This window comes from Neobacillus sp. OS1-2, assembly GCF_030915505.1.
Taxonomy (GTDB): domain Bacteria; phylum Bacillota; class Bacilli; order Bacillales; family Cytobacillaceae; genus Neobacillus.
Window position 1 is genome coordinate 4,188,550 of the sequence record NZ_CP133265.1, and the last position, 24,423, is coordinate 4,212,972.

General features: G+C 39.1%; 21 protein-coding genes and 1 pseudogene. 16 read left to right on the forward strand and 6 right to left on the reverse strand.

What is annotated here, in order from left to right; translation table 11 throughout:
* Positions 1-23 precede the first annotated feature (23 nt).
* From RCG19_RS20875 to RCG19_RS20895, 5 genes are all read left to right on the forward strand, one after another.
* Positions 24-884 (forward strand): helix-turn-helix domain-containing protein, encoded by an 861-nt coding sequence (locus tag RCG19_RS20875; protein ID WP_166246571.1) that lies wholly within the window; start codon positions 24-26, stop codon positions 882-884.
* Positions 885-925: 41 nt separating this feature from the next.
* Entirely contained in the window at positions 926-2,158 is a 1,233-nt protein-coding gene (locus tag RCG19_RS20880) for a CaiB/BaiF CoA transferase family protein (RefSeq protein ID WP_308108715.1), read from the forward strand.
* A gap of 60 nt (positions 2,159-2,218) precedes the next feature.
* The gene (locus tag RCG19_RS20885) at positions 2,219-2,944 is read left to right on the forward strand and encodes a beta-ketoacyl-ACP reductase (protein ID WP_308108716.1); all 726 of its coding nucleotides are present in this window, start codon (positions 2,219-2,221) and stop codon (positions 2,942-2,944) included.
* A gap of 1,435 nt (positions 2,945-4,379) precedes the next feature.
* Positions 4,380-4,700: a nucleotide pyrophosphohydrolase gene (locus tag RCG19_RS20890; protein ID WP_308108717.1), complete on the forward strand. Its 321-nt coding sequence runs from the start codon at positions 4,380-4,382 to the stop codon at positions 4,698-4,700.
* A complete protein-coding gene (locus RCG19_RS20895; RefSeq protein WP_308108718.1) occupies positions 4,697-6,544 on the forward strand; it encodes a DUF2075 domain-containing protein in 1,848 nt (615 codons plus the stop codon). Before RCG19_RS20890 ends, RCG19_RS20895 begins: the two co-directional genes overlap by 4 nt.
* Before the next feature lie 129 nt (positions 6,545-6,673).
* Here the strand turns inward: RCG19_RS20895 and RCG19_RS20900 are convergent.
* The 3 genes and pseudogenes from RCG19_RS20900 to RCG19_RS20910 form a co-directional block, all read right to left on the reverse strand.
* Positions 6,674-6,790, reverse strand: a pseudogene (locus RCG19_RS20900) (transposase); the annotation flags it as partial.
* Between the two features lie 210 nt (positions 6,791-7,000).
* On the reverse strand, positions 7,001-8,683 hold the full coding sequence (dld, locus tag RCG19_RS20905) for a D-lactate dehydrogenase (RefSeq protein WP_308108719.1): 1,683 nt from the start codon (positions 8,681-8,683) through the stop codon (positions 7,001-7,003).
* 493 nt (positions 8,684-9,176) lie between these two features.
* Positions 9,177-9,665, reverse strand: a complete 489-nt coding sequence (locus tag RCG19_RS20910) for an SRPBCC domain-containing protein (protein ID WP_308108720.1) — start codon at positions 9,663-9,665, stop codon at positions 9,177-9,179.
* 152 nt (positions 9,666-9,817) lie between these two features.
* On the opposite strand from RCG19_RS20910, the gene RCG19_RS20915 reads away from it, so the two are divergent.
* From RCG19_RS20915 to RCG19_RS20925, 3 genes are read left to right on the forward strand one after another with little or no spacing between them, the layout of a single operon-like run.
* Positions 9,818-10,312 (forward strand): RNA polymerase sigma factor, encoded by a 495-nt coding sequence (locus tag RCG19_RS20915; RefSeq protein WP_308108721.1) that lies wholly within the window; start codon positions 9,818-9,820, stop codon positions 10,310-10,312.
* Positions 10,309-10,854 carry a zf-HC2 domain-containing protein gene (locus RCG19_RS20920; RefSeq protein ID WP_308108722.1) on the forward strand — a complete coding sequence of 182 codons (546 nt, stop codon included), beginning with the start codon at positions 10,309-10,311 and terminating at the stop codon, positions 10,852-10,854. Before RCG19_RS20915 ends, RCG19_RS20920 begins: the two co-directional genes overlap by 4 nt.
* A gap of 5 nt (positions 10,855-10,859) precedes the next feature.
* Positions 10,860-11,543: a YfjL-like protein gene (locus tag RCG19_RS20925; protein WP_308108723.1), complete on the forward strand. Its 684-nt coding sequence runs from the start codon at positions 10,860-10,862 to the stop codon at positions 11,541-11,543.
* Positions 11,544-12,254: 711 nt separating this feature from the next.
* On the opposite strand, the gene RCG19_RS20930 is transcribed toward RCG19_RS20925, so the two are convergent.
* Positions 12,255-12,641: an ABC transporter ATP-binding protein gene (locus RCG19_RS20930; RefSeq protein ID WP_308108724.1), complete on the reverse strand. Its 387-nt coding sequence runs from the start codon at positions 12,639-12,641 to the stop codon at positions 12,255-12,257.
* Positions 12,642-12,856: 215 nt separating this feature from the next.
* On the opposite strand from RCG19_RS20930, the gene RCG19_RS20935 reads away from it, so the two are divergent.
* From RCG19_RS20935 to RCG19_RS20970, 8 genes are all read left to right on the forward strand, one after another.
* Entirely contained in the window at positions 12,857-14,764 is a 1,908-nt protein-coding gene (locus tag RCG19_RS20935) for a 3'-5' exonuclease (protein ID WP_308108725.1), read from the forward strand.
* Positions 14,765-15,336: 572 nt separating this feature from the next.
* Positions 15,337-16,164 (forward strand): electron transfer flavoprotein subunit beta/FixA family protein, encoded by an 828-nt coding sequence (locus tag RCG19_RS20940; RefSeq protein WP_308108726.1) that lies wholly within the window; start codon positions 15,337-15,339, stop codon positions 16,162-16,164.
* Positions 16,165-17,187, forward strand: coding sequence for an electron transfer flavoprotein subunit alpha/FixB family protein (locus RCG19_RS20945; RefSeq protein WP_308108727.1), 1,023 nt, complete (start codon positions 16,165-16,167; stop codon positions 17,185-17,187).
* 179 nt (positions 17,188-17,366) lie between these two features.
* Positions 17,367-18,548: a class I SAM-dependent methyltransferase gene (locus RCG19_RS20950; protein ID WP_308108729.1), complete on the forward strand. Its 1,182-nt coding sequence runs from the start codon at positions 17,367-17,369 to the stop codon at positions 18,546-18,548.
* Between the two features lie 515 nt (positions 18,549-19,063).
* On the forward strand, positions 19,064-19,513 hold the full coding sequence (locus RCG19_RS20955) for a hypothetical protein (protein WP_308108730.1): 450 nt from the start codon (positions 19,064-19,066) through the stop codon (positions 19,511-19,513).
* Positions 19,514-19,780: 267 nt separating this feature from the next.
* Positions 19,781-20,269 carry a DinB family protein gene (locus RCG19_RS20960; RefSeq protein ID WP_308108731.1) on the forward strand — a complete coding sequence of 163 codons (489 nt, stop codon included), beginning with the start codon at positions 19,781-19,783 and terminating at the stop codon, positions 20,267-20,269.
* A gap of 919 nt (positions 20,270-21,188) precedes the next feature.
* Positions 21,189-22,820, forward strand: a complete 1,632-nt coding sequence (locus tag RCG19_RS20965) for a P-loop domain-containing protein (protein WP_308108732.1) — start codon at positions 21,189-21,191, stop codon at positions 22,818-22,820.
* 235 nt (positions 22,821-23,055) lie between these two features.
* Positions 23,056-23,424, forward strand: a complete 369-nt coding sequence (locus RCG19_RS20970; protein ID WP_166246362.1) for a PH domain-containing protein — start codon at positions 23,056-23,058, stop codon at positions 23,422-23,424.
* Positions 23,425-23,616: 192 nt separating this feature from the next.
* On the opposite strand, the gene RCG19_RS20975 is transcribed toward RCG19_RS20970, so the two are convergent.
* Together RCG19_RS20975 and RCG19_RS20980 are read right to left on the reverse strand one after the other, a co-directional pair.
* Positions 23,617-23,934 (reverse strand): hypothetical protein, encoded by a 318-nt coding sequence (locus RCG19_RS20975; protein WP_308108733.1) that lies wholly within the window; start codon positions 23,932-23,934, stop codon positions 23,617-23,619.
* 126 nt (positions 23,935-24,060) lie between these two features.
* Positions 24,061-24,381: a hypothetical protein gene (locus RCG19_RS20980; protein WP_308108734.1), complete on the reverse strand. Its 321-nt coding sequence runs from the start codon at positions 24,379-24,381 to the stop codon at positions 24,061-24,063.
* Between the last annotated feature and the right edge of the window lie 42 nt (positions 24,382-24,423).

Consider the following 24,423-nt stretch of genomic DNA (forward strand, 5'->3'; position numbering starts at 1 on the left):
ATGATAGTAAGGTGATTAAAAAGATGAACAAGCATATGATCAATATACTTTGGCTTGCCAAAAGTGAATATCCGTCAGGTAGTAGTCTGATCCCTCATAAACATGAGTACTTTCAGATTTACTATGTCATTAGCGGAGAAGGAGATTTTATCGTAGGGAATGAATCCGTGAAACTGGGGCGGGGGATGTATCTTTTTACCAGACCGAATGATATCCACGGTATAACTGATACGCGAGAGGTAGACGGAAAGCCGCTACGAATGCTGGAAGCAAAGTATGTTGTTTTTGATAACGAGTTTGAAGAAAGGCTTAACCAGATTCCAATTGTATGCCAAGGATCAGATACGATTGAAGAAATGCTTGAGTTGGTCTTTAAAGAAGGAATTGACACCCTTCCCTGGTATCTAGAAATCGCCACACATACATTGATTGCAGCTCTTTACTATATGATTCGATTTCAAAGAATTGAAATATCGGCAAATCCCCGAAAGTCAAAAGTGGTGGAGCAAATAAAAGAGATGATCCAACAAAATTATAAGATTGAAATTTCATTGGACCACCTTGCACAGTTCGTCGGTCATAGCAAAAATTATATTTGCAAAACATTTAAGGAAAATACCGGTATGACCATCAATCTCTATCTAAATAAAGTAAGAATTGATAAAGCCGCAGAGTTATTGGTTAACACCAATTTGGATATTGCAGAAATCAGTACTGATGTCGGCTACAACAACATCTATCATTTCATCAAGACGTTTAAAAAAATTGTCGGTACATCTCCTGGGAACTTCCGCAAAAATGAACTGAGTGGCAATGCACTTGTGAGTTCTAAAGTGCGGGCGATTGCTACGATTCCGGCTCAGCAAACGAGGAATGATGTATAGCTATTCTGATAGATTATCATTTGAAAAATGAGGTGAAATTTATGACCGTTCTAACTGGAGTAAGAGTATTGGATTTAACCCATTATATTGCTGGACCTTATTGTAGCCAATTACTTGCTGATTATGGTGCTGATGTCATAAAGATTGAACGACTGGAAGGGGAAGTGGGAAGAACATCTGCCCCGTTGCATGACGATATTAGTTTGTATTTTGCCTCAGAAAACCGGAATAAACGATCGATTTCATTAGATTTGAAAAGTTCAAAAGGGAAAGAGATACTCCTTCGCTTAGTTGAAACGGCGGATGTCCTAGTCACCAATTATGGTGCCAAAGTACCCGAAAAATTAGGCTTTAGTTATGAAACCATTTCCGCCATTAATCCGAAAATTAGCATGGTCCATATTACTGGATTCGGGTCAACGGGTCCTTACAGGGATTACGGCGCCTATGATGGTGTTATACAGTCCATGAGCGGATTAGCTGAATTAACAGGACATCCAGATGGTCCACCGACCTATGTTGGTTTTTTTATCGCCGATCATATCGCGGGACTGCAGGCCACTTTAGGGACCATGTTAGCTTTGTTCCACAAGGAAAGAACGGGAAAAGGCCGCTTGGTGGATATAAGTATGCTTGATGGTTTGGTTTCATTATTAGGGTTTAGCATCGCCGAATCCAAACTGCATGGAATCAACCAACAAAGGTGGGGAACGAGTGATCGTTTTCAATATTCGAAAGCGTTTCCGACAAAAGATGGATATGTATTTTTAGGAGCCTATATAAATGCACCTGAAAAAAAGTGGAGCGAATTGGCTAAATTAATTGGAAAAAGTGAATGGAGTCAACGTCATTCGCCATTCTACACGGAAGAGGGAAGATTCAAAAACAGAGAAAATATGGATAAAATCATTGCGGAATGGACCATTCAACATACAAAAGAGGAAGCTTTTCAACTTTTACAACAAAAGGGTATTGCCAGCAGTCCAGTAAATAACTTAGAGGAAGTAATCAAAAATCCGCAAATCCAACACAGAGAAATGATTCGGACTATACCTATTGGCGATACGGATGTGCCTGTTCCAGGCCTTGCGATAAAGCTACCAGGAAATCCTGGAAATGAGTTTACCCTTCCTCCATCTCTCGGTGAACATTCCGAGGAGATTTTAGCGCACCTGGGCTATTCCGAAAAGGAAATCGGGGATTTTATCGCAAACCATGTTGTAATGGTTGAACCAATTAATAACCCGTCACATCAAGTGAATGCAAAGTCATAATCGTAATGATGATAGAAGGTATAGGGCCTTGTTAGGGGCATCTGTGAGAAGGGGGACCATATGAAACTTGAAGGGAAAGTTGCCATCATAACTGGTGGTGCTGGAGGACTTGGAAAAGAAACGTGTCTGTTGTTTTCTAGTGAAGGCGCCCATGTGGTGGTCGCAGATTATCATAAGAATTTAGCGGTGGAAACAGCAAGAGAAATTAACGGCTTGGGATTGGGTGTGGATGTTTCACAACGTGACCAAGTGGATAGGATGGTCAACGAGGTATTGGAGCAGTATGGGAAAATTGATATCTTGATTAACAATGCTGGTATCACACAGGATTCCACCCTGGTAAAAATGACGGAGGAGCAATGGAATCAGGTGGTATCCATTAATCAAACGGGTGTCTTCCATTGTACCCAGGCGGTTGTCCCACATATGGTGAAAGAGGGATTCGGCAAAATTATCAATACGAGCAGTATAGTAGGAAGAATGGGCAATTTTGGGCAAACCAATTATGCTGCAACGAAAGCAGCCGTCATTGCCATGACTCAAACGTGGGCAAAAGAGCTTGGTCGAAAAGGAATTAATGTGAATGCTGTGGCACCAGGCTTTATCATGACCCCAATGACAGAAAAAATGCCTGAAAAAGTTCTTACCGGGATGAAAGAGAAAGTATCCCTTCAACGGCTGGGAACTCCAAGAGATATCGCCAACACTTATTTATTCTTAGCCAGCGATGATGCCAGTTATATAAATGGAGCTGTTATCCCCGTAGATGGGGGTCTTTCTATATAAAAGTAGATTGATTGAAGATAAACAGTGTTACAACAAATTAGGATTTTAGTAGGCATTCTCCTGTAAAATTATCCATTCCATGTTTGGATTGAAGCCCATATTGGAGGGGAGAGTTGATTTGTTCCAACTGAATACCATACAAATATTTCACCAACTGGATCCATATGGAGTGTGTAGTGGGGCTGGCTCTGTGACGCTCTGGAAACCTCCTAGAAATGTGCCTAAAAAAAATTAATCATTCAAAACATGACCTGACTACCAATATTCCTTCACTTGCATGGCCCGCCCGGGGAGAGGGCCATGTCAATTTAGGGAAAAGAGGTTTTCTTATGGGATAAGTTAGACACATGAAAAGTGTTTCCTATGCTTTTTGTTTCTGTTTCATATCAGTAGGCTACCGGTCCAACAATTAAGAGGAGAATATAATGTTGGAATAATTCAAGCGTTTATAGTTCTAACCATTATTAGTTTATTTTATTAACTCAATGATTCACTTTTAAGTTACATAAAAATCGTTATAAACCAAGTTAAGTGTGTACTTTTTAAAATTGTGAATTACGGATATTTATTATAGGGGTAAAAAGGGAGCTGGTGTCCACCACAGTCTTCAAAACTGCTTGAGATCTGCGTGCCAGGTCTGGTGGGTTCGATTCCCACGCAGTCCCGCCAATTCAACGTTTTCAAGGGTTACTTATAAATTTCTAATTTTTGTGACACACACGGATTCTTTACCATTTAGACTAAGGTTGTGTGAGATCGAAAACACATGTCCGGGTGTGTCCTGTGCCTTCAAATTATAATAATTTGGAGGATTTTTTTTGTTTGAAAAAACAAACAAAAAAGGGTAGAAGGAAGCATTTTCAAGACATTAAAGTCGAAAATGGATGTGGAGGTTTGTTTACCTGTTTTTCTTCGTGAATACAATGTTTAGAATCAGGAACTGGAAGAGAGAGGATGTTTTAATTCTGTCTTTAATTTATAAAATGGATGGAAATTGTAGGGAGAGATCCCCGATGAAATGAAGAGTTAATTTGCCGGGGATTAGACCCTTTTTCCTTTTTTTTAATTAATATAAAAACACCTTCAAATACCGTTCATGATTGACTGTGCAAGTCAAAAAATGATCAGTCTCTACTTGATACCGAGTCTTAAGCATATTAATCAGCTACTCTTCCTTTACATTTATTTGCCGTAATGAAGAATAATCAATTCTTCCATCCATATTACTTTCTCTTTTGATTGATTTAAAATAGTTAAAGGAATGGGAGAAACATTTTCTCTTATGGTAAGAGAGTTCGATTAAACTTCAAATTTTCACCTTCTATATCGATTAGTATAAATTAAAATGTTTATTTTTATCTCTAGTGCTAAAATAATGGTAATATATTAAGCGTTTTACAAAAATATGATACCCCTACTTGTAATAGAGGAGAGAATGAAAATGAATGAAATCAAACAGAAAGTGTTAGCATTTCGTGATGAAAGAGAATGGAAACAGTATCATAATGAAAAAGATTTGGCTATTTCTATTTCTCTCGAGGCAAACGAATTGCTGGAAAATTTCCAATGGAAAACAAGTGAAGAAGCAATCGCTGTATCCAAGCAAAACATAAAAGAGGAAATGGCAGATATTTTAATATATCTTGTCCAACTTGCTGATAAGCTAGAAATTGATCTTGAAGAGGAAGTTTTAAACAAGCTGGTTAAAAACGCGATTAAATATCCAGTGAATAGAAGTGAGGAAAAGGTTAAATGATTATTTACAATGAGACCTCTTCAAGTTTTTTAAACCATATTTATGAAAATAAAATTGGATACGTTCTCAAGGAAAACGTTCTGGCAAAAATGAACAAAGTCGTTTCGGGGAGTGAATTACGATCCTGGGAAAATTCACTTCCCCAAATGGCAAAAGTAATTAGGGATGCCGATTTAAAAGAGGATACACATGTGTTATTAGAATATAAGCTGCCATCCTCTGAAAAAAGAATCGACTTTCTCGTGGCGGGACAGGACGAACAGGGTACAAAAAATGCAATCATTATTGAGTTGAAACAATGGCAGAAGGCAAAAGTGGCCGAAGGGGATGGAATTGTTCGGACATTTCTAGGCGGCAGGGATCGGGAAACGGTTCATCCCGCCTATCAAGCATCTTCCTATAAGAGATATTTGCAGAATTTCAATGAGTCCTTATACAGTGACTCCACATCGATACAGCTTCACTCATGTGCCTATTTACATAATTATATTATGGCAAGTATGGGAGAGCCACTGCTGGATAAGCGTTACAGCAGTTATCTACAGGAATCTCCTGTGTATTTTCAATTCAATGATCGGGACTTGGCAAAGAATATCCGAAAGTTGGTTTCAAAAGGGAATGGTAGGGAAATTGCTGAAACTATAGAAAATGGAAAAATCAGACCTTCTAAAAAATTAGTTGAAACGGTAGGATCACTCATTGAAGGTAATGAAGAGTTCGAACTACTCGATGAGCAAAAGGTTGCCTATGAAAAAGTAGTGAGCAAATATAACCAATTTAAAGCACAAACAGATCAAAAACATGTCATTATTATAAAAGGTGGCCCAGGTACTGGGAAATCAGTCATTGGATTAAACTTAATGAGTTATATGCTAAAGTCGAAAGCGTACGTGGAATATATAACACCTAACCAAGCATTTAGGGAAGTACTCCGTAAAAAACTAATTGGATCTTCAGGTCATGTGGAAGTGAGAGATTTATTTAAAGGGTCTGCATCCTACGTGCATGCACCTGAAAATTATTTTGATGTCCTTATTTGTGATGAAGCACATCGACTAAAAGAGCAAGGACATATGAAAAAGAAGATTGAAGGAGAAAATCAAGTTACACAAATCATTCGATCCTCACGAATAAGCGTATTCTTCATTGATGATTTTCAGAAAATCTCAAAAAAAGACATTGGAAGTGTAAAAGAGGTAGAAAAAGAGGCAGCCAGATTCGGAGCAGATATACATACGGTTGAACTTGAATCACAATACCGCTGTTCAGGATCAGGAAATTATATCTCATGGCTTAATAGCATTCTAAACAATGACCAGGAAACATTTAAGCTAGAAGGCGATTTTGATTTCAAATTGGTTTCCAGCCCTCAACAATTGAAAGAGGAAATAGTTGATAAACGTGGGGGTAGATTGTTAGCAGGTTACGCCTGGGATTGGACAAAAAATGTTGTGAATGGAAAGCTTGCTGATGATGTTGTCATCGAGGAGCATAACTTTGCTTTGCCATGGAATGATCCAAATAGAATTGACTGGGCCATTCATCCAGAATGTGCAAACCAAATCGGGTGTATACACACAGTTCAAGGCCTAGAAATGGATTATGTTGGTGTGATTATTGGAAAGGATTTAGGTTTTGATGAAGATACCCAAAAGCTCATTGTTAGAAGAGACGAGTTTAAGGATAAAGGAGCAAAACCGGCAAAACCAAAGAAAGGCGAGGTTGACCCGCTCGTTGACCTTGTTCGGAATACATACAAAACGTTAATGACTAGAGGAATGAAGGGGTGTTCCGTTTATTGTTGCGATAAGGGGTTGGAAGGATTTATCCGATCACAAATCTAGACAAAAATAATCGAGGGCACCCTCTAAAAGAATGCTAATATACTTGAGTGTCAATATTGATTTTGTTTGATTCCTAATCATTCCCACCAACCTTGACAGGGTTGAGGTCGGGGGTTCGAACCCCTAACAGGTCATCTTAAACCGGCGTTCATAGTTTTTACCGAAAGAGGAGAAGTGCGGTACCTTATCATGGAATCCATACCCAAGAAACCAACGATAAGCTAGGTTCGTTTCAATTTCTTCTATATTAGTAGTATCATCATTATACAAAAAACTGTAGTCAAATCCCCCGAAAATGGAGGATTTGTCTACAGTCTGAAAGAAGTCTAATTCACATTTGCGAATTAGACTTCTTTTTAAATTTCTATTAACCGTTTTGTCCTCATCAACCGAACCCGTTAAGTAAATCTGGGACATTGTTTTTTTATTTCATCTTGACCTTATGGGCAATGAAGATTAACACCAGTGTTTCAATTTAGAGGTTTTACCGATTCCAGGGTTAAAGCTGTTGGTTGGGTCGCTTTTTTTGTAGTGATCAACCAGTGTTGGTGCGGCTTCATAGAGATGGCCGACATTATGCTCCGCTGGATAAATCGCACCGCGCTCATCGAGAAGCTTCAGCATTTTTTCCTTCAAGGCATGTGCATCGACGCCTTTTTTCACGATATAGTCTTGATGCAGCACGTGGCAAAGGAAATGTCCGTAGTAAAGCTTGTGCTCAATCTGGCTCGAGATTTCCTCGGGCAGCTTTTCAAACCAGTCCATATCATTGCGACGTAGGGCAATATCAAGCGCCAAAATATCTTCAACTTCGTCTTGATGCACCTCCTGGAAGCGAATCGCTGCGCCTGCCGCTACAAACCGATGCAAGAAAGCATCCGCTCCTTCTTCCGGCGTGCAAACAAAGTAATCACCCTCAGCTTCTTTAAATAGCTCCTTCAGATAGGCCTCCGCCTCGGCATTGCCGTCTCCAGACATTTTGAGCAACAGATGGTGCTCATACTTTTCACGGAATTCTTCCATCCTTTTTGGCAAATGGTTCGGGAAAAGATAGCTGAGTTTTTGCAAGATACGGTCAGGAAGATACGGCTTGAAGATTTTCATTTTGTCCAAAATCCGCTCCGCGTCCGCTTTCAACCCAAAAAGAAAAGGCAACCGGTCAGTTCCAAGTTTTTTGATGACAATGAATGAATCTTTGCCGTATTTTTTGGCGATGTCATAGATTTCACGATGCATGTATTCGCCGGCGACAGGGAGATTTTTGAACTCCGACAGTGCTTTTCTCCGAATCATTTCTAATACACTTGGTTTATTGGTCCCGATGTAGAAGACCTTTTCGTTTTGTTCTTTCGGGAAAGTATCGAGTCTTACGGTGAATACGGCAATTTTGCCGGCTGACCCTGAAGCTTCATAAAGCTGATTAGGATCGGCATTGTATCTAGCCGGGCTATCTGCATCAATTTCGCGCACCCGCTTTTGATAAGTATAATTATGCCCGTGTTTTGGAGAATCTGGGACAGCATTCGGATCAAAATTTCCGGCATCAAGATTGGCAACAATTTGCTCAGGAGTATCGCCTAAATCGATACCAAGGTGATTCACCAGCTGCAGCTCGCCATTTTCGTTAACTCTGGCAAATAGCGACATCTCCGTATAGGCAGGGCCCCGTTTGACGAGCGAGCCGCCCGAGTTATTGCATATCCCGCCGATGGCAGACGCACCTAGACAAGAAGAGCCAATCACAGAATGCGGCTCTCGCCCAAGCGGTTTCAATGCATTTTCAAGTGTATAGAGTGTTGTACCCGGAAAAGCCAAAACTTGAGTGCCTTGGTTGAGTAACTGAACGTGTTTAATCCTTGTGGTTGATACAATGATGACCTCACGATCATAACCGTCTGCGGGAATTGATCCTTCGGTCAAACTTGTATTTGCCGCTTGCATAATGACAATTTTATCAAATTTGACGGCTGTTTTCAGGATCTGCCAGAGCTCTGTCAAATTTCCTGGCTTGACCACAGCTAGTGCATCCCCACGTCCCGAGCGATAACCTTTACGATAACGCAGGGTTTTTGAGGGATTGGTAATGACATATTTATGACCTGAAATTGCTTCAAGTTCTGTGATGCATGGATTTTTCATGCTACTGCCTCCTAAATATGAAAAGATTTGCTTACAAAAGGACTCCCGAAGTCGAAAGCGATTGCAACCTCGCGTGATTCAAAAACTTTGTTAAACTTTTGCTACAAATCAATTATTCTATTGATATAATAAAACTAAATTAAAAACATATCAACCGGAAATATCGGTAAAAAGTGATGTTCGAAAGCTTAAATTACTTGGTAAATTAAAATCCGAAGGTCACCTGTTATCTGAAATCAAAGATATATTATTAATTAAATCGTTATGGGATGTTATTGGTAGAGGTAATGATAAAAATTGTATTTTTGATAGATTAAAACTAAATTGAGGTTAGTCATCATTTACGTGCTAATCCTTTTCTAAAAACTACTATACATAGTTTCCAGGAAGTTATGGTCAGTCACCCTGTTTAAGGTTCACATCACCGGGGGACTGACCTCTTTTATGTAAATGTTAAAAAAACTGGTTGCCGGTGTTTTTATTGTGACTTGAATTAAATCTTTGTTAGGTATTCATCTAATTGATAAAAGGTTCCGGCATATCCTTCCTGAGCCATCTCTTTTGAATCCTCGAAGGTTTTAAGCTCTTCCTCTGTTGGGGATACGGGCTCCACCATCATGGTAAGAGTGGTTTTTCCTTCGTCTTCGGTGAGCGTAATGGTGTTCAGCGTTTCCATCGGCCAATTTGCGTCAAAGGGTGCACGTACATTGGTACCTTCTGCATCAGAAAAGAAACTGGCGTAAACGATTTTTTCTGGCGCAATCATTTCACCGTATACAAACTTAACCCACATTCTATCGCCGTCTGCAGGTTTCTGGCTGTAGTGGAAGACACCGCCCGGACTGAAATCTGCTTTAGAAACCTCGAATGTCCAACCTTTTGGCCCCCACCAGTTCTTTAGGTGTTCTGAATCAGTTAATGCCTGGAAGACAAGCTCACGCGGGGCATTGAAAGTATGTATAGTTTTGATTTGAGTTGACATTGTCATTCCTCCAATTAGTTAAAGTTTACTCTCTTTATCTTCTCTATTATAGGTCCTGCAAATAACGATCAGAAATATTTTTTTCGAAAAAGTTGTAACGAATCATGTAGTAAAGGTATTAATAGTAAGAACAGCGGGAGAGAGAGGGCGTTATGAAGAAGCTTGAAGAAGAATATGAAGAAATCCAACCGAAAATCTATGCGTTTTTCTATGCCAAGACAGGTAATTCGGCAACTGCTCAAGATCTTTGCCATGATACCTTTTATGAGGCGTGTAAAAACATCGCATCATTTAATGGCCATTCCACCTTATCGACTTGGATGTTTTCAATTGCTACGAACTTATTGAAGAAGCATTACCGCAAAAACAAGTACCAGCTTAGTTTAATGCAAAAACTCTCCTTGGTGCCAGAAACGGAAATCCATTCATTAGAAGAGCTAGCAGAAATCAAGGAGGATACGAGGAAACTGTTGTATCATATTTCAAAGTTGGAAGATTCAGAGAGAGAAATTGTATTGTTACGCATCTATGGGGAGCTGAGTTTTGCAGAGATTGGCGCATTAATCGGCAAATCTGAAAATTATGCACGCGTAACCTTTCATCGCTTGAAATTGAGAATTCAAAAAACAATGGAGGTGTCTTTATGAAAACAAATTGTGCGGTGACGCAAGATTTATTGCCTTTATACGAAGAGGAATTATTGCAGCCGGATACGCAACGGTTTGTTGAGGAACATTTACAAAGCTGCCAGGAATGTTGGAAGATAGCGGAACAATCACAGATTCCATTGCCTTCAAAAGTTAATCCCGGAAGTTCTCCAAAAAAGATGATACGGAAAATAACGGTGAAATTGACGACGATTCAAATTTTCTTTGTGGCCATTGCGTTTGTGCTAGCAATGAGCACAACCGTTATGAATGACAATCGGGACTTTATCCTAACCTATACCATTTTAGGAGTGGCCGTATATCTGTTTTACCGTTCAGTCCTTGTTGCCATATTACTTGCAGCCGTGCCGAACTTCATATGGAATTGCCTGCTGTATATGACGGATATATTCAGAGACTACTATGCCGATAGTTTTTTCGAAGCTTTAGGAATGGCATTGATCAATCTAGCGACACATCTGCTATTTACGGTGATCGGAATTGCCATCGGTTTTTGTATTCGTAAAATAATGGAGGAATAATGATTATGAAAAAGAAAATACTCTATAGTTTGCTTGCCGTTTCGTTGATTGGACTAGTTCTGGTCATCTACATACAAGCTGGCGGAAATCCAATTAATAAAAACAAAGCAAAAGAAAACCTAACGGCGTATTTAAAAGAAACCTATCCAGATATGGACTACGAAATTAAACGATCGGTAAAATATGTCAGCATCGATGATAGCTACCGTTTTAGAGTCTTAACAAAGGACCCATTAGGGGTGGAAACAATTTATCTATTCGATGTCTACAACTACAAACCTTTCAAAGTGTTCAATGATACCATTCATAAGTCGAGGATCGATAAAGATTCTTCAAAAAAGTTAAATGCGCAGGCAGAGCAATATATTAAAACCCTGCTCCAGAAAAAAGTGCCGGAAGTCAATCAAGTAGATACCGATGTGGAGGTATACAACAACGATGCAACAAAATGGACACCACAGCTGAAAACACCAAAGCCCATCCTCATTATGCTGGAAATTGATAAAGGGAATGTTACAAAAGAGCAGATGCTTCAGCAGTGCAAGACCATGCAGGAGCTATTGAATAACGAATCGATCGATTATTATATGACCGAGGCGGGGTATCGCAGTATCGTGAACGGGGAAGAGAATTATGAGTATGTTAGCTTTACTCCAAAACAGAAACTGACGATCAGTGATATAAATTAATATAAAGCATAAAGATTTATAAAATCGAAATGAGAGAAATAATGGTTTAGGTGGGAGACTTCTTCCACCATAAAGAAGTAAGATAGATTTTTCTGACCAAAACGTCGACCCCTCCTAAGGGATCGACTATTATTGGACCGGACATGTTTTCAGCCATGTTCGGTCTTTTTCATTTATTCCATTCTCACTCTTATAAAACCTATGATAGGGAAAAAGAGACAATTTCATTTTGTAGGGTCAGACCCCTTCCTTTGGAAATCTTACTAGTAAAAAAGTACGTATTTATCGAGGGACGCGAATATTTGTTCTTGTTTTTGGGCGGGGTGTGATATACTGGAATTACAATAGAATAGGATTTCTCAAGGGTGGTCGGTTCACTCCCAAACAGAAGGGGGGGGATGCCGCATGACAATTTTTGAATCATTAATGTTTGCGATTGGCTTTACTAGTCTAATCGTAGCGATCCTGTCATTTAAATCAAAAAAATAATCCACCCTTGAGTTAACGGCTCAGGTGGATTATTCTGCCCTATAGCCGACCCCCTTAGAGGGAACCGTCTATTGCTGGACCGGACATGTAACAGCATGTTCGGTCTTTTTTATTTTATTCAATACTTACCTATATTATAACCTATGATACTGAAAAAGAAACTATTTTACATAATAGTATATGGATCCATCCTATATATGGGTATTTCAATGTTTTTAGTTTTCACCTTTTTCTTAATACACCTTTTTTTACAAGATTCACAAGTGTCCCTTTATTTTTATAACGATTATAGGCAATCAATCTATTTAAATCTTTAATAGTTAAATTGGACGGATCAATGGCCAAATCGAATTCACTCTTGATCTTGTCAATTAAAGAAAGCGCGTATTCGACTTGTTTCGAACTTAGTCTGTATTCTTCTTCAACTGCAGAAGGTTGTTTCTCGTGTAAATCATTTCTGGTATTTTCAAGTGTTGCAGCATGCTCCTTAATTTTCGCCTCTACTAATGCTTCTACCTCGGCTTGGCTAATGGATTGGACCGCAGGTTGTGGTGAGGTTTCATTCCCTTTAAATAATTTTCCAAGGATTCCTTTTAACAATATTTCCACTTCACTTTCATGAGTACTAACAATAACTAAGTAGGTAGGACCATTTCTTCCATTCTATTATTAAAATAATAGGACTAAAATACAATACCTTTGGTGGATTTTGTTTATTTTAGTAGAAAATTGTTAAAATTAATGGAATGATTAGCCATATACTTTAGTTCAATTGCACTACTTGTAGTATAATGGAGAAAAATGCAGATTTTGGAGCGGTTACTATGGCAATTACAATTCCAGAGACAATACGAACATCTGCGACTGCTGGCGAGCGGTTATTTTTCCGAACTCTAAAAAACTATTTGCCAGATGATTATATTGTCTATTATGAACCGGAAATCCAAGGGAGGAAACCTGATTTTGTCATCATAGGTCCTGATCTTGGCATGGTTGTTTTGGAAGTGAAGGATTATACACGAAATACACTATTGCAAATCAATCATGATGAGTGGCATATAGTGGCAACAAATGGCGAACAAGCCATTATCCCAAGCCCCATGAATCAGGCAAGGGACTACATGTTTAAAATCGCTGATGTACTGAAAAAGGATAAAAACCTAATTCTGGCAGATGGGAAATATAAATTGAAATTAAAGTTCCCGTATGGACATGGAGTAGTTTTTACCAGATTGTATACCAAGGATTTTATTAAAGATGGACTTTATACGGTCATAGAACCCAATTTGTCCCTAGCAAGAGATGAAATTGACCCTGAAAATGAAGGTTTTTCGGAAGAAATCTTGATGGAAAAAGTGATGAATATGTTTGTTGTACCTTACCGTTTAAAGGAGCCGCTTACCATCGAGGATATCAATGCCATCCGCTATCATTTGTTCCCTGAAGTCCGGATTAGTGCTGAATTTAAGGCGCCGGTACCGTATCAGGATCAACTGCTCTTATCACTACATGATATTAAGACGATGGACCTTCATCAGGAGAATTTAGCGAAACAAATTGGCGACAAGAATCGCTTGATACGCGGGGTTGCCGGGAGTGGGAAGACGATCATATTGGCCAGCCGGGCGAAGATGTTGTCGAAACAAAATCCTAATTGGAAAATTTTAATCCTTTGCTATAATATATCTTTGGCCAACGCCATTAAGCAAATGATCCATCATATGTTGAATGAACCAGAGGATTTATTTGATTTTGATCCTACTGTTAAGGCGGTTCAAAGCCAAAATATTATGGTAAGGAATTTTCATGCATGGCTAAAAAATGATTTGAAAATTCGGGAGCAAAACCTTTCAGTCATTATCGATAAAATCGAGAGAAAGGAAACCATTCTCCCTTCCTATGACGCCATTTTGATCGATGAGGGACAGGATTTTGATGCAGATTGGCTACGACTTGTTAGTCATCTGCTGAATACAGATACACAGTCGCTTTTATTGGTAGAAGATCGTGCGCAGACCATTTATCGTCGGAAACGATCGTATTTGCAGGATACGGGTTTAAGTTTCCAAGGCAGATCTAAGGTATTGTCCATTAACTATCGGAACACGCAACAAATTGTAAAGTTTGCCTGGGATTTTTACCGCGAGCATTCGATGTTTAAAAATAAGGTGATCAATCGTGAGCTCGAAGGTGAAATTATTGCTCCACAAAGCACGAAACGAAAAGGGCCTGAACCGGGGATCATAAAGGCTGCCAATTTCTTTGATGAAATAAGAATGGTTGCCAGGCAAATGAAAAAGTTGCATGAAGAACGGAAAGTACCTTATGAAGAGATGTTAATTTTATATCGTGTTAAAAAGACGCATAAATATCCCATCATTGATATCATTCAAAGGTCATTGCAGGAAGCGGACTTACCATATTATTGGATCACTGAAAATGATGTGTCCAAGCGGTCCTTTAAAAAGGATGATGGCAAAATAAAAATCAGTACCATCGATAGCAGCAAAGGGTTGGATTTTCAGGCAGTGTTTATCGTAAATGTTGATTCGATGCCATTTCCACTTGAAGACGATAGGGAGAGGGAAGTTTCCTTATTATATATCGGGATGACGAGGGCAAAGGAATATCTCTGCTTGTCGTACTCAGGCGAATCGGAATTTACACAGTATTTAGAACAGATCTTGCAAAAAAGGAATCAGAAAAAGAATGGGATTGAGAAAATCAATTAAAAGTCAAAAGTGAAGTTTATAATCTCAGGGATCTTCCCTGTTGCATCCAAAATTAAAAATGTGATACTAATGAAATTATCCTTGGGGTGGAAAATAAAGTATATTAATTTAAAACTAGGAAGTAGAGTATGGCGAACTTGGAAAATGTTGTTGATTTGCTTAGAGATATTCTTAATGAATGTAGAAATTAAAATGATCGTGTCGGTAATATTGAGAACTATTTTTTTATACAAAAATATTAGGCTCTGAGGGCAGGATTTACTCTCAGGGCTTATTATATTTAGGCAGAAGGAGAAGGGAACATTTATGCTTTCTTGCCGATCTATGACAGCCACTTATGGAGTGGCTGTTATTTTTTTGGACAAAAGGTTGTTCAAGGCAACGATAGTGGTTTTATATTGAAATTGGGTAAGATTTAATCCTTTGTCAGAAAACTCGCATGTAAGGACATCTCCTATAATAAAGTAGATATAGACGGGTGTAACAAGCCTTTTAGTTGTCAAACAACTGGAATGTTTCGTATGGCGGTAATAAAGAAACCATGGGCTTTTTAAGTAGATGGGAGGGGTTTAATGTTTCATATTGTAGCCTGTATCAAGCAAGTGCCTGACACTAAAATTATTAAGATGAATCCAAAAACGAACACGATGGATCGGAGGACAGCACCTGCGATTTTGAATCCGTATGATGCTCATGCAGTTGAAGAGGCAGTCCGTTTAAAACAACGATATGGTGGGACTGTATCGGTTGTCACGATGGGTCCACCTCCAGCGGTGTCCGCTATAAAGAAATGTATTGAAATAGGCGCGGATGAAGGGTATTTAATTACGGATCGCCGGTTTGCGGGTGCCGATACATTGGCAACGAGCTATGCTGTGACAAAGGCGATTGAAAAAATTGCAAAAACCAGACCCGTCGATTTGATCATTTGCGGAAAAATGTCCATTGATGGAGATACCGGGCAAGTCGGACCCGGAATAGCTAGAAGGCTCGATATACCACCACTCACTTCAGTAAACAAAGTCGTGGAAATCAATCTAGAAGAAAGATATGCCGTTGTCCATCGCAAGCTAGAGGATGGATATGAAGTCGTCCAATCCACCTTGCCGTGTTTATTTTCCGTTGAAAAAACTATTAATGACGTACCATATTCCCCGATGCCGAACATGCTTAAAGCTGCCAGATACAAACCACATATTTGGTCTGTTGATGACCTTGAAGATGTAGATATTAAGCAGCTTGGTTTAAAGGGATCCCCAACCATTGTTTCTAAAGTATGGGCTCCGCAAAAACTAGCAGGGGGAACATTCCTTGAAGGCAACCCAGCAGCACAAGTAGAGCAATTGCTTCAGATCCTGCTTGAAAAGAAGGAGCTGTTTGAAAGTAAGGAGGGAATGTAATTGGATTTTAACGAGTACAAAGGTGTTTGGGTCTTCATTGAACAAAAGGATGGAGAGGTTGCCCCTGTATCGCTTGAATTATTAGGTGCTGGTAGGAAATTAGCTGATAAACGAGGTGTGGAACTAGCGGGCATTCTTATCGGGGAACATGTTAAATCTTTAACAAAGACCGTGTTTGAATATGGAGCAGATACCGTGTATGTCTATGATCAACCTCTCTTTAAGCATTACCGGACTGAAACCTACATGAAGGCGCTATTAGAGTGCAGTGATAAATATAAACCGGAAATTATTCTCTACGGGGCCACCTCAACAGGAAAAGACCTGGCAAGCGCAGTGGCCACCGATTTGCCGACAGGGTTGACGGCGGATACGACGGAACTGGATGTAGAAGAGGAGACGGGGTTACTCCTTGCGAGTAGGCCGGCGTTTGGCGGAAATATTATGGCGACCATTTTATGTAAAAAATACAGGCCGCAAATGGCGACCGTACGCGCCAAAGTCATAAAGGCGCTACCACCAGAGGTGGGGAGAATAGGCAAGGTCGTCGAAGAAACCGTCTCATTAAAAGAAGAAGATATCCGGACAAAAGTTTTGGAAATTGTAAAGGAAACGGTTAAGAAGGTCAGAATCGACGAAGCGGACATCGTTGTCGCAGGCGGAAAAGGCTTAGGCAGCTATGAGGGATTTCAGTTAATACACCATTTGGCTGAAACGCTTGGAGGAGCTGTTGGTGCGAGCAGGGATGTGGTGGAAGCGGGTTGGATTGACCACCCCCATCAAGTAGGGCAAACCGGTGTGACGGTAACGCCAAAGATTTATTTTGCGATCGGGATTTCAGGCGCGATTCAACATATTGTGGGAATGAAAAATGCTGGTTTAATTATTGCCATTAATAAGGACAAAGAAGCTCCTATTTTTCAAAACTGTCATTATGGAATTGTTGGCGATGCCTTTGAAATCGTTCCTGTCCTAATCGAACAGTTTAAACAAGCACTTTCTAGTGATAAGGTGATGAAGTAAGTTAGTGCTGAATTATTACCACTTTTTCCCTCTCATTCATGAGTGAATTCTTCCATTTTCTTTACTTCACTAAGGAGTAAAGTTTTTTTTGTGCTATAATTAGTACCAGATAATAGAACTTACTAGTAGGTTTTGGTCCTGTTATGCAAAATAAATACGCCTAAACTGGAGATAATACTATGTTTGCAAATACCAAATTAAAATCACAAAGTGTCTCTGCCTATTTTAAGTCATTGGGTATCAAGGAATGCCAAACCAAAAAGGACTTCTGGAAGCATGTAACCGAGGTCGATCCCTTCTTGGCTAAGGAACTCCAACCCATTATGGACCGCAAACTTAAAGGGAATATTTATGAAGTGAAAAACCGAACACTGCCCTTCAGTTTGGCAGTAGAATCATGGACGATGAATTTCCATCAATCCTTGCTCAACTGGGTCAGTCAGCAAACTTATTTAAAGCCGAAACGGATTTTGGAAATTGGCTGTGATAATGGGTTGCTGTCTTGCAGGTACGCCACCATGTTCCCAGATGCCGAGATTGTAGGGATCGACCTGTGTGGATATGGAATTCGATGTGCTCGGGAGTTGGCAATAAAGCAAGGACTGAACAACTTGAGTTTTTATCAAATGGACTTTATGGAGGTATCTGAGCACTTTACCCTGAATTCTTTTGATTTAATCATTTCTGCACGGACCTTTCATGAAATCATGGGGCCTATCATGATTTCAAACTATTGGTCACTTCAAGAGTACTTGAAGGAGAATCCAACCTATGGTGACAGTCGTTATGTAGAAATAGTCCATCGTTTGTTAACGGAGGATGGATTGTTTCTCTCTTGCGAACAATTGAAAAATTCCGCAGATCTCGGAAGGTGGGCGAATGTGCTTCAGGATGCGGGTCTCCATATTCAATGGGATGACTGTGGTACTATCGAATACCATGAAATAGGAGTAGATAGGCTGTCTCCTGTGATTGTGGCCACAAAAAGGGAGACAAATCTCGAAACCTTGGAAGGGATGGAACACCTTTATACGAAAGGTTACCCATTTGTATTTGAGGAGGGGAGGTCTTATAAAGGAGGGACAGCGGAGTTTGCCTATCAACGGCTGGGGGAGAAAACATTCGTCACAGGGATTCAATTGAAGGTGCCGAACCATTGGCATGTGTTTCGACTTGAGCTTTGGGAGACAGATGGGTTTCTGCTTGTCTATAACTATGGAAATATGGGGTATCATGAATTGGATATTTTACCTGCTTCCGCATATGAAGAGGCACACCAGTTAATGGAGGAGGCGGTCGGTACGTTCGGTCACCTTGGTCCGCTTGTTTGGTATGACAACCTGGATGAGCGGCCAGAGTAGTTCATACTAGAAAGAGATATTTTTGTACTACTTGAAAATATAAACTATTTTCATAGACGCCTAGCAATCCCCTGGTAATCTAAAGCTTTACCGAACCGGGGGACTGACCCCAATCTTGTTTCCTAGTTTAACTTTCAGTATTTTGTCATTTTTCGACTTACTTCTTCGGTTGAATTAATGATAGATTTAAAATGGTTGAAAATAATACCAAAGTAACAGCCGGATTAGATTGAAAGGGGGTATAAAAAATGTGTTAAAATACGTATTTATCAGTTATTGATTTTTACTTTATGATTTGACTCCCACAATTGCTCACTTCAACGCGTTACATCTTCTGTTTTCTATCTATTTCCTATCTAAAGATTTGCCTTCAAGAATTTCTAAATCCTCATTTTTTGACTATTAATCTAAAATATATAAATAGAGAATGTTGCCAATGGCAGGATTTTGGAGTCTATTACTTAACCGCTTGTTCGAAGTAAGGCAGTTTTGCCAATCAAATTGGAGGTTTTGTCATGGAAGAAACACTGAATACTATACTCTTAGAACTTCAACATATAAATAAAGGACAGCAAGTAATAATAGAAGTCCAGAAGGAACTGACTAGTCGCATAGAAAACATAGAAAAGGTTCAGAAAAAGGTAGTAACCGCAACAAAAAATATAAATAAGGATCATGTAGAAACAATAACAAGGATTCAACAACTAAAGAATGGGATGGAAAACTCAGCAAAAATGAAAGATGTTTTGTCTTTAGGACAATATGAAATTAAAGAATTAATGAAACAAACCACATTGTACATTGCTGGAAAAATGTCTCTTTCAGAAAGAATGATCATGGAGATTGACTTATTAAATGAACGTGAGCAGCAAGAGGTTGTAAATAAAATGAATGAAAAAATCTTTGTAAGAAAGAACAATGTGCCGGCTGATCATTGGGATGATGATCAGTATGATGATTACTAGCTAAACAGTGATTTTGGTGCCTGACCCCAAGCGGCTAACCTTAACAATGGCCCCCGCTCGATAGTGAGCAGGGCCATATCCATCATAAAGAAGGAAGCAAAACGCAGTATATAAACAGGGAAGTTTTAACAACAGACTCATTAATACTTCATGGTAAATGAGTTAAAGAAGGGTTAGCTGCGATGATCCTTTTTTAGTCATTAAAGAAAGGGTTATTCAATATATGTATAGAATAAGTAGTTATATCTGTTAAAGGTGGGTGTTTGGATGCTTCAACACGAATATGGTTGGGTTCGACAGACTAGAGCGACTCTGTTAGATTTTTGTGGGAAATTAGATCCTAATCATTTTACACATAAAAATGGATTCGGTTGGGAGAGTGTAAGAGACACATTGGTTCATATAGCTGATTGCTACGTTGCGTGGCTTGGCTCATTTGTTTTATTGAAGACGAAAAAACCTCTTACTCCAAGGGAAGAATTACAAAATCTCAGTTTAGAGCAAATAATAGCACGCTTTGAACAAGTGGATTCAATAGTAAATGAAGTAGTAGAGCTACATGGACAAAATGTAAACATGCTAATTGAGCGAGAAATTCCTTGGCGAGAAACACCTGAACTATTATCTATTTCTCCTTGTAAATTGCTCATGTACACCATCACGCACGAGTTTCATCACAAAGGACAAATAGTAGCTATGCTCCGTCAGATGGGTTATGAGCCCCCTAATACAGATGTATTAGGAACAGAAGATTAAATATAATAGAAGGATTTTGGCGATGTTTGTTAGCGTAAATAGGAAAACGCAGACAGTAGTCCTTTCGAAATATCTTGATCGCCTTAGCAGACTCTACACGCCAAGAGTTACTTGACCAAATTGCTTTACGAGGACAAGTAACAGCAAGCACATTAACAACTACCCTGGAAGAACCTTGGACAACATCACATCATAAACTATTGTATCAATTCATGAGGGTGTTCAGGATGAGGAACATAGGGGAGATACAAATCCAACCATATATCGGGCAAGCATGGACTGGTAAACATGTTATCTTGCTTCATTGTACTACTGATAATCAATACATCAGTCTTTATAAAAGTTATCACGCACCGATTGAGCCGCCCCGTCCCAATTGTGCGGAAACGCTCTCGCAATTACTAAGCATTGGGTATCGCATAATGGCCATTACGCCACTATCATCGAATCAAATTCAATATTTTTTAGTACTTTGATTTCGGAAACACGCGTCCGTAATGGAGCCTAAACTATTTGTCTACCTTTTTTGGTCAGTTCAGTAAATAAATAGGGCATGGGCAGCTCTTGTCAAATGGTTAAATGAATGGTAAGATTTTGTTGCTGTAAAAATAAAACGTAATGAGGTGAGGATAATGCAAACAAAAAAATATACGTCCTATCCTCATATTGCTTTTTAGTTATTTTTTTTACGAATACATTAACATTAGGCTCTGAGGGGAGGATTCACTCTCAGGGCTTTTATATTTAGGCAGAAGGGATGTTTAAGCTTTCTTGCCGGTTTATAACAGCTACTTATGGAGTGGCTGTTATTTTTTTGTTTTCCGTTATTCATCGCTTTCCAAATATGAAAGGATGATATTTTATTAAAAGACTAGCTCACTATTTTCGTTTATTACAATCCGGACAGTCCTCTTACGGTATGATATATGAGGATCCCATCTATTGGGATAATGATGTTGCCTATTACATTGAACCGACACATAAACTCACACCGGATAAACCATGTATCACCATAAAAATACCTTTTGACCGTCTCGGTTTAGATGAACATATGGATCAAGTTGTTCTCTCCGATTTTGCATTAAGAGAATGGGTTGATTATATAGAGGAATTAAATCAATCGATTTATAACCGCTCACGAACTGATAAAGAAAATGGTGCTTTTTATTGTTTTCGTCCAACCAATGTGGTGTTGAAACGTAATGCGTCCCATGTTGAAGTCATCTCGGAAACATGGTATGTATGCTTAATGATTACCGTCCAACTTCCATTCAAGAATAACAATAAAGCTATGCGCATGCTCTGCAAAATGCTTCCAAAAGAAGTGGAGAAGTTTATTGTCAAATTTGATCTCATCCGATTAAATGATGCCTATGAATGGGTAAAAAAACAAAATTTGATTCGCGAATGGCTAAAATCCAGTGGTTATTGTGCCTTTATTGGGAATGGCAGCATTTTGCCAAGAAATAAAGACAACAGCGGGCCACTAGAGGGTGCCTTGCCTTTTACATCCCCAGAGGATGTGGAAGTGGAAATTGGTGGCTTGCGAGGAATGGGAATAAAACAGGGTGTGACGGTCATCACCGGCGGTGGTTATTCGGGTAAAAGCACTTTGCTGGATGCACTCAATTCGGGGATTTACAATCACATCATCGGTGACGGACGAGAATTTGTGTTGACAGATCAAAGTGCAATGGAAATAGCTGCAGAGGAAGGCCGTTCGATAAAAAATATCAATATTACGCCCTTCATCAAATGGGTACCCAATCGTTCGACTGAACAGTTTTCGACTGACTTCGCCTCAGGTTCCACTTCTCAAGCCGCCAATATTATGGAGGCAATCAACTACGGGTGTAAGCTTCTTCTGATGGATGAAGACAGAAGTGCGACGAATTTTATGATTCAAGACAGCAAAATGCGTGCATTAATCAAGCATGAACCCATAATACCTTTTACGGAACGTGTTAGGGAGCTATATGAGGCCGTTGGCGTATCGTCCGTTCTTGTGATTGGAGGTAGCGCTGAATTTTTATCCGTTGCCGATCACATCATCCTAATGGACAATTTTGTGCCAAAAAACGTTACTCAGGAAGCAAAAGATTTATGTAAACACGACAAACCACGTGAACCCATCCCCCATACAAAATGGGAGATAGAAAGAACAATAACCACCGACCACTTTTCGAGCTATCCACAGGACAGTGGGACAGAAAGGCTGATCGTTTCATCCATGGGATATATGATGATAGGGGATGAACAAATTGATATCAGAGGGCTTTACAATATCACATCACAAGCCCAGCTTGTAGCTATTGCCTTTTTACTTCGAAAAATCGCGATAAGTAATCAGGATCGCCACATCTTTCTTCATGAAAAGATTAAAAGAGCTCTCGAAGAGATGGAGAGAGAAGGAGTGGATCGTGTATTTTCTTCCTTCTTTCCTGGTTTCGAAAGATGGCTTGAACTACCAAGAATCAATGAAGTATTATCTGTCATAAACCGAATGAGACAGTTGGATTTTATTCAGCTTGAGCCTTCTGAACACCTATAATTACCATATAACTAATTGATTGTCTTGATAAGGTATTCACTCAACCTGAAAGAGTAGTCGTTGTATCCGGCTCGCAGCAAGCCCTAAAAGTGCGTTCAAAGAAATGTGGAAAAATTCAAGTAAATGCGTCCATGTTTTATCCGACCTAGTGTTATAATTTATGAGGAAAAAGGTTATTAAATAGTTATAGACTATAATGATAAAAAAGAAAAATATACGTAGGAGGAGTGTTTTAATGGTTGCAACGCAGGCAATTCTGCAATGGACTTTCATCTCTGAATGTCCGATTCCAAATGATGTGAATGAATTATTAGTGGATGGTGAAGTGGCAATAGCTGCTTACAAAACCATTCGTGACAGTGCCATCTTCACGAATAAACGATTGATCGTAAGAGATGCTCAGGGGTTAACAGGGAAAAAGGTTGAGATTTATTCTTTGCCCTATTCATCCATCAATATGTGGTCAACGGAGAATGCCGGGAGTTTCTTTGATGTAAATGCGGAGGTTGAATTATGGACCAGGGCAGGCCACATTAAGGTAAATCTTAAAAAAGGTGTTGATATTCGTAAGTTTGATAAACTAATTGCAAATGCACTCCTTTAATGTGGTGTTTTCCTTTCCACCTGTTTCATCAGGAAATAAGTGGTAGGCTGTTCGTTTATCCAAGGTTGTATCATCCAATAGGTGATGCCCTAAAGGGTGTCACCTATTTACTTTTTTCAGAGTAAAAGAAAAAACAACGCTTGGGTGAGTGCCGATGGAATCGATTTGGAATAAATCCTATAGCTCAACCGATTATTTCTTTTTGACTTTTATTAGTCCTTTCCCTAAATTACCCTTTTCAAAATAGCAAATGACTACATCATCGACTTTTATTTTCTCATCGGAAACAATCTTTTGAGTAGAAAAAATGATCTCTGTCCCGTCATTCCTTTTTCCATAGTACCGAATACCTTCAATTTTGCTAATTGAATATTCTTCTGTGATATATTCTACGGAATCGTTGTTTTTCGTATTTGGGCTGGTCACAGGAGCAACTGTATGGTTTTTAAGTAAAATTAATATTAGTAAAACTAAGGAAAGTACTCCAAGGATCATTATTCTTTTGAACATGTTACTCTACCTCCCTCTATGTATTGTAAGAGATGCAAGAAGAAAGTAAATCCAACTATTTTCCCTTAGTCTTTATACCTACAGTCTTTAAAAGGCTTACAAAACACAGGCTCAAGTCTGTCTTTTTTATCCATTCATTTCAATCCCGTTTTCTATATAGATGGTGTTTTGTAATCCGGTTTGGTTTACCAGATAGTCACTAACATTTTTTGCAGCCCTTCTGATCATCACGTCGAGTTCTGGATTGTCAAACACTCGTGCGAAGCAGCGGATGATCAAGGTATCATTTTCATTAAACAGCTGATAATAGACATTTTCTTTATGTGTCTTCGAAAAACAGTGGATAAATAGATATTCATCTGTTGGTTCAAATCCATTTATCTTCAATTCTTTATGAACTATTCGGTTTACTTCCGTGATTTGAATCTCTGAAAGATTTAATCTCATATTAGCTTCACCCACTTATTGTTTGATTTGAATTTCCTCTAT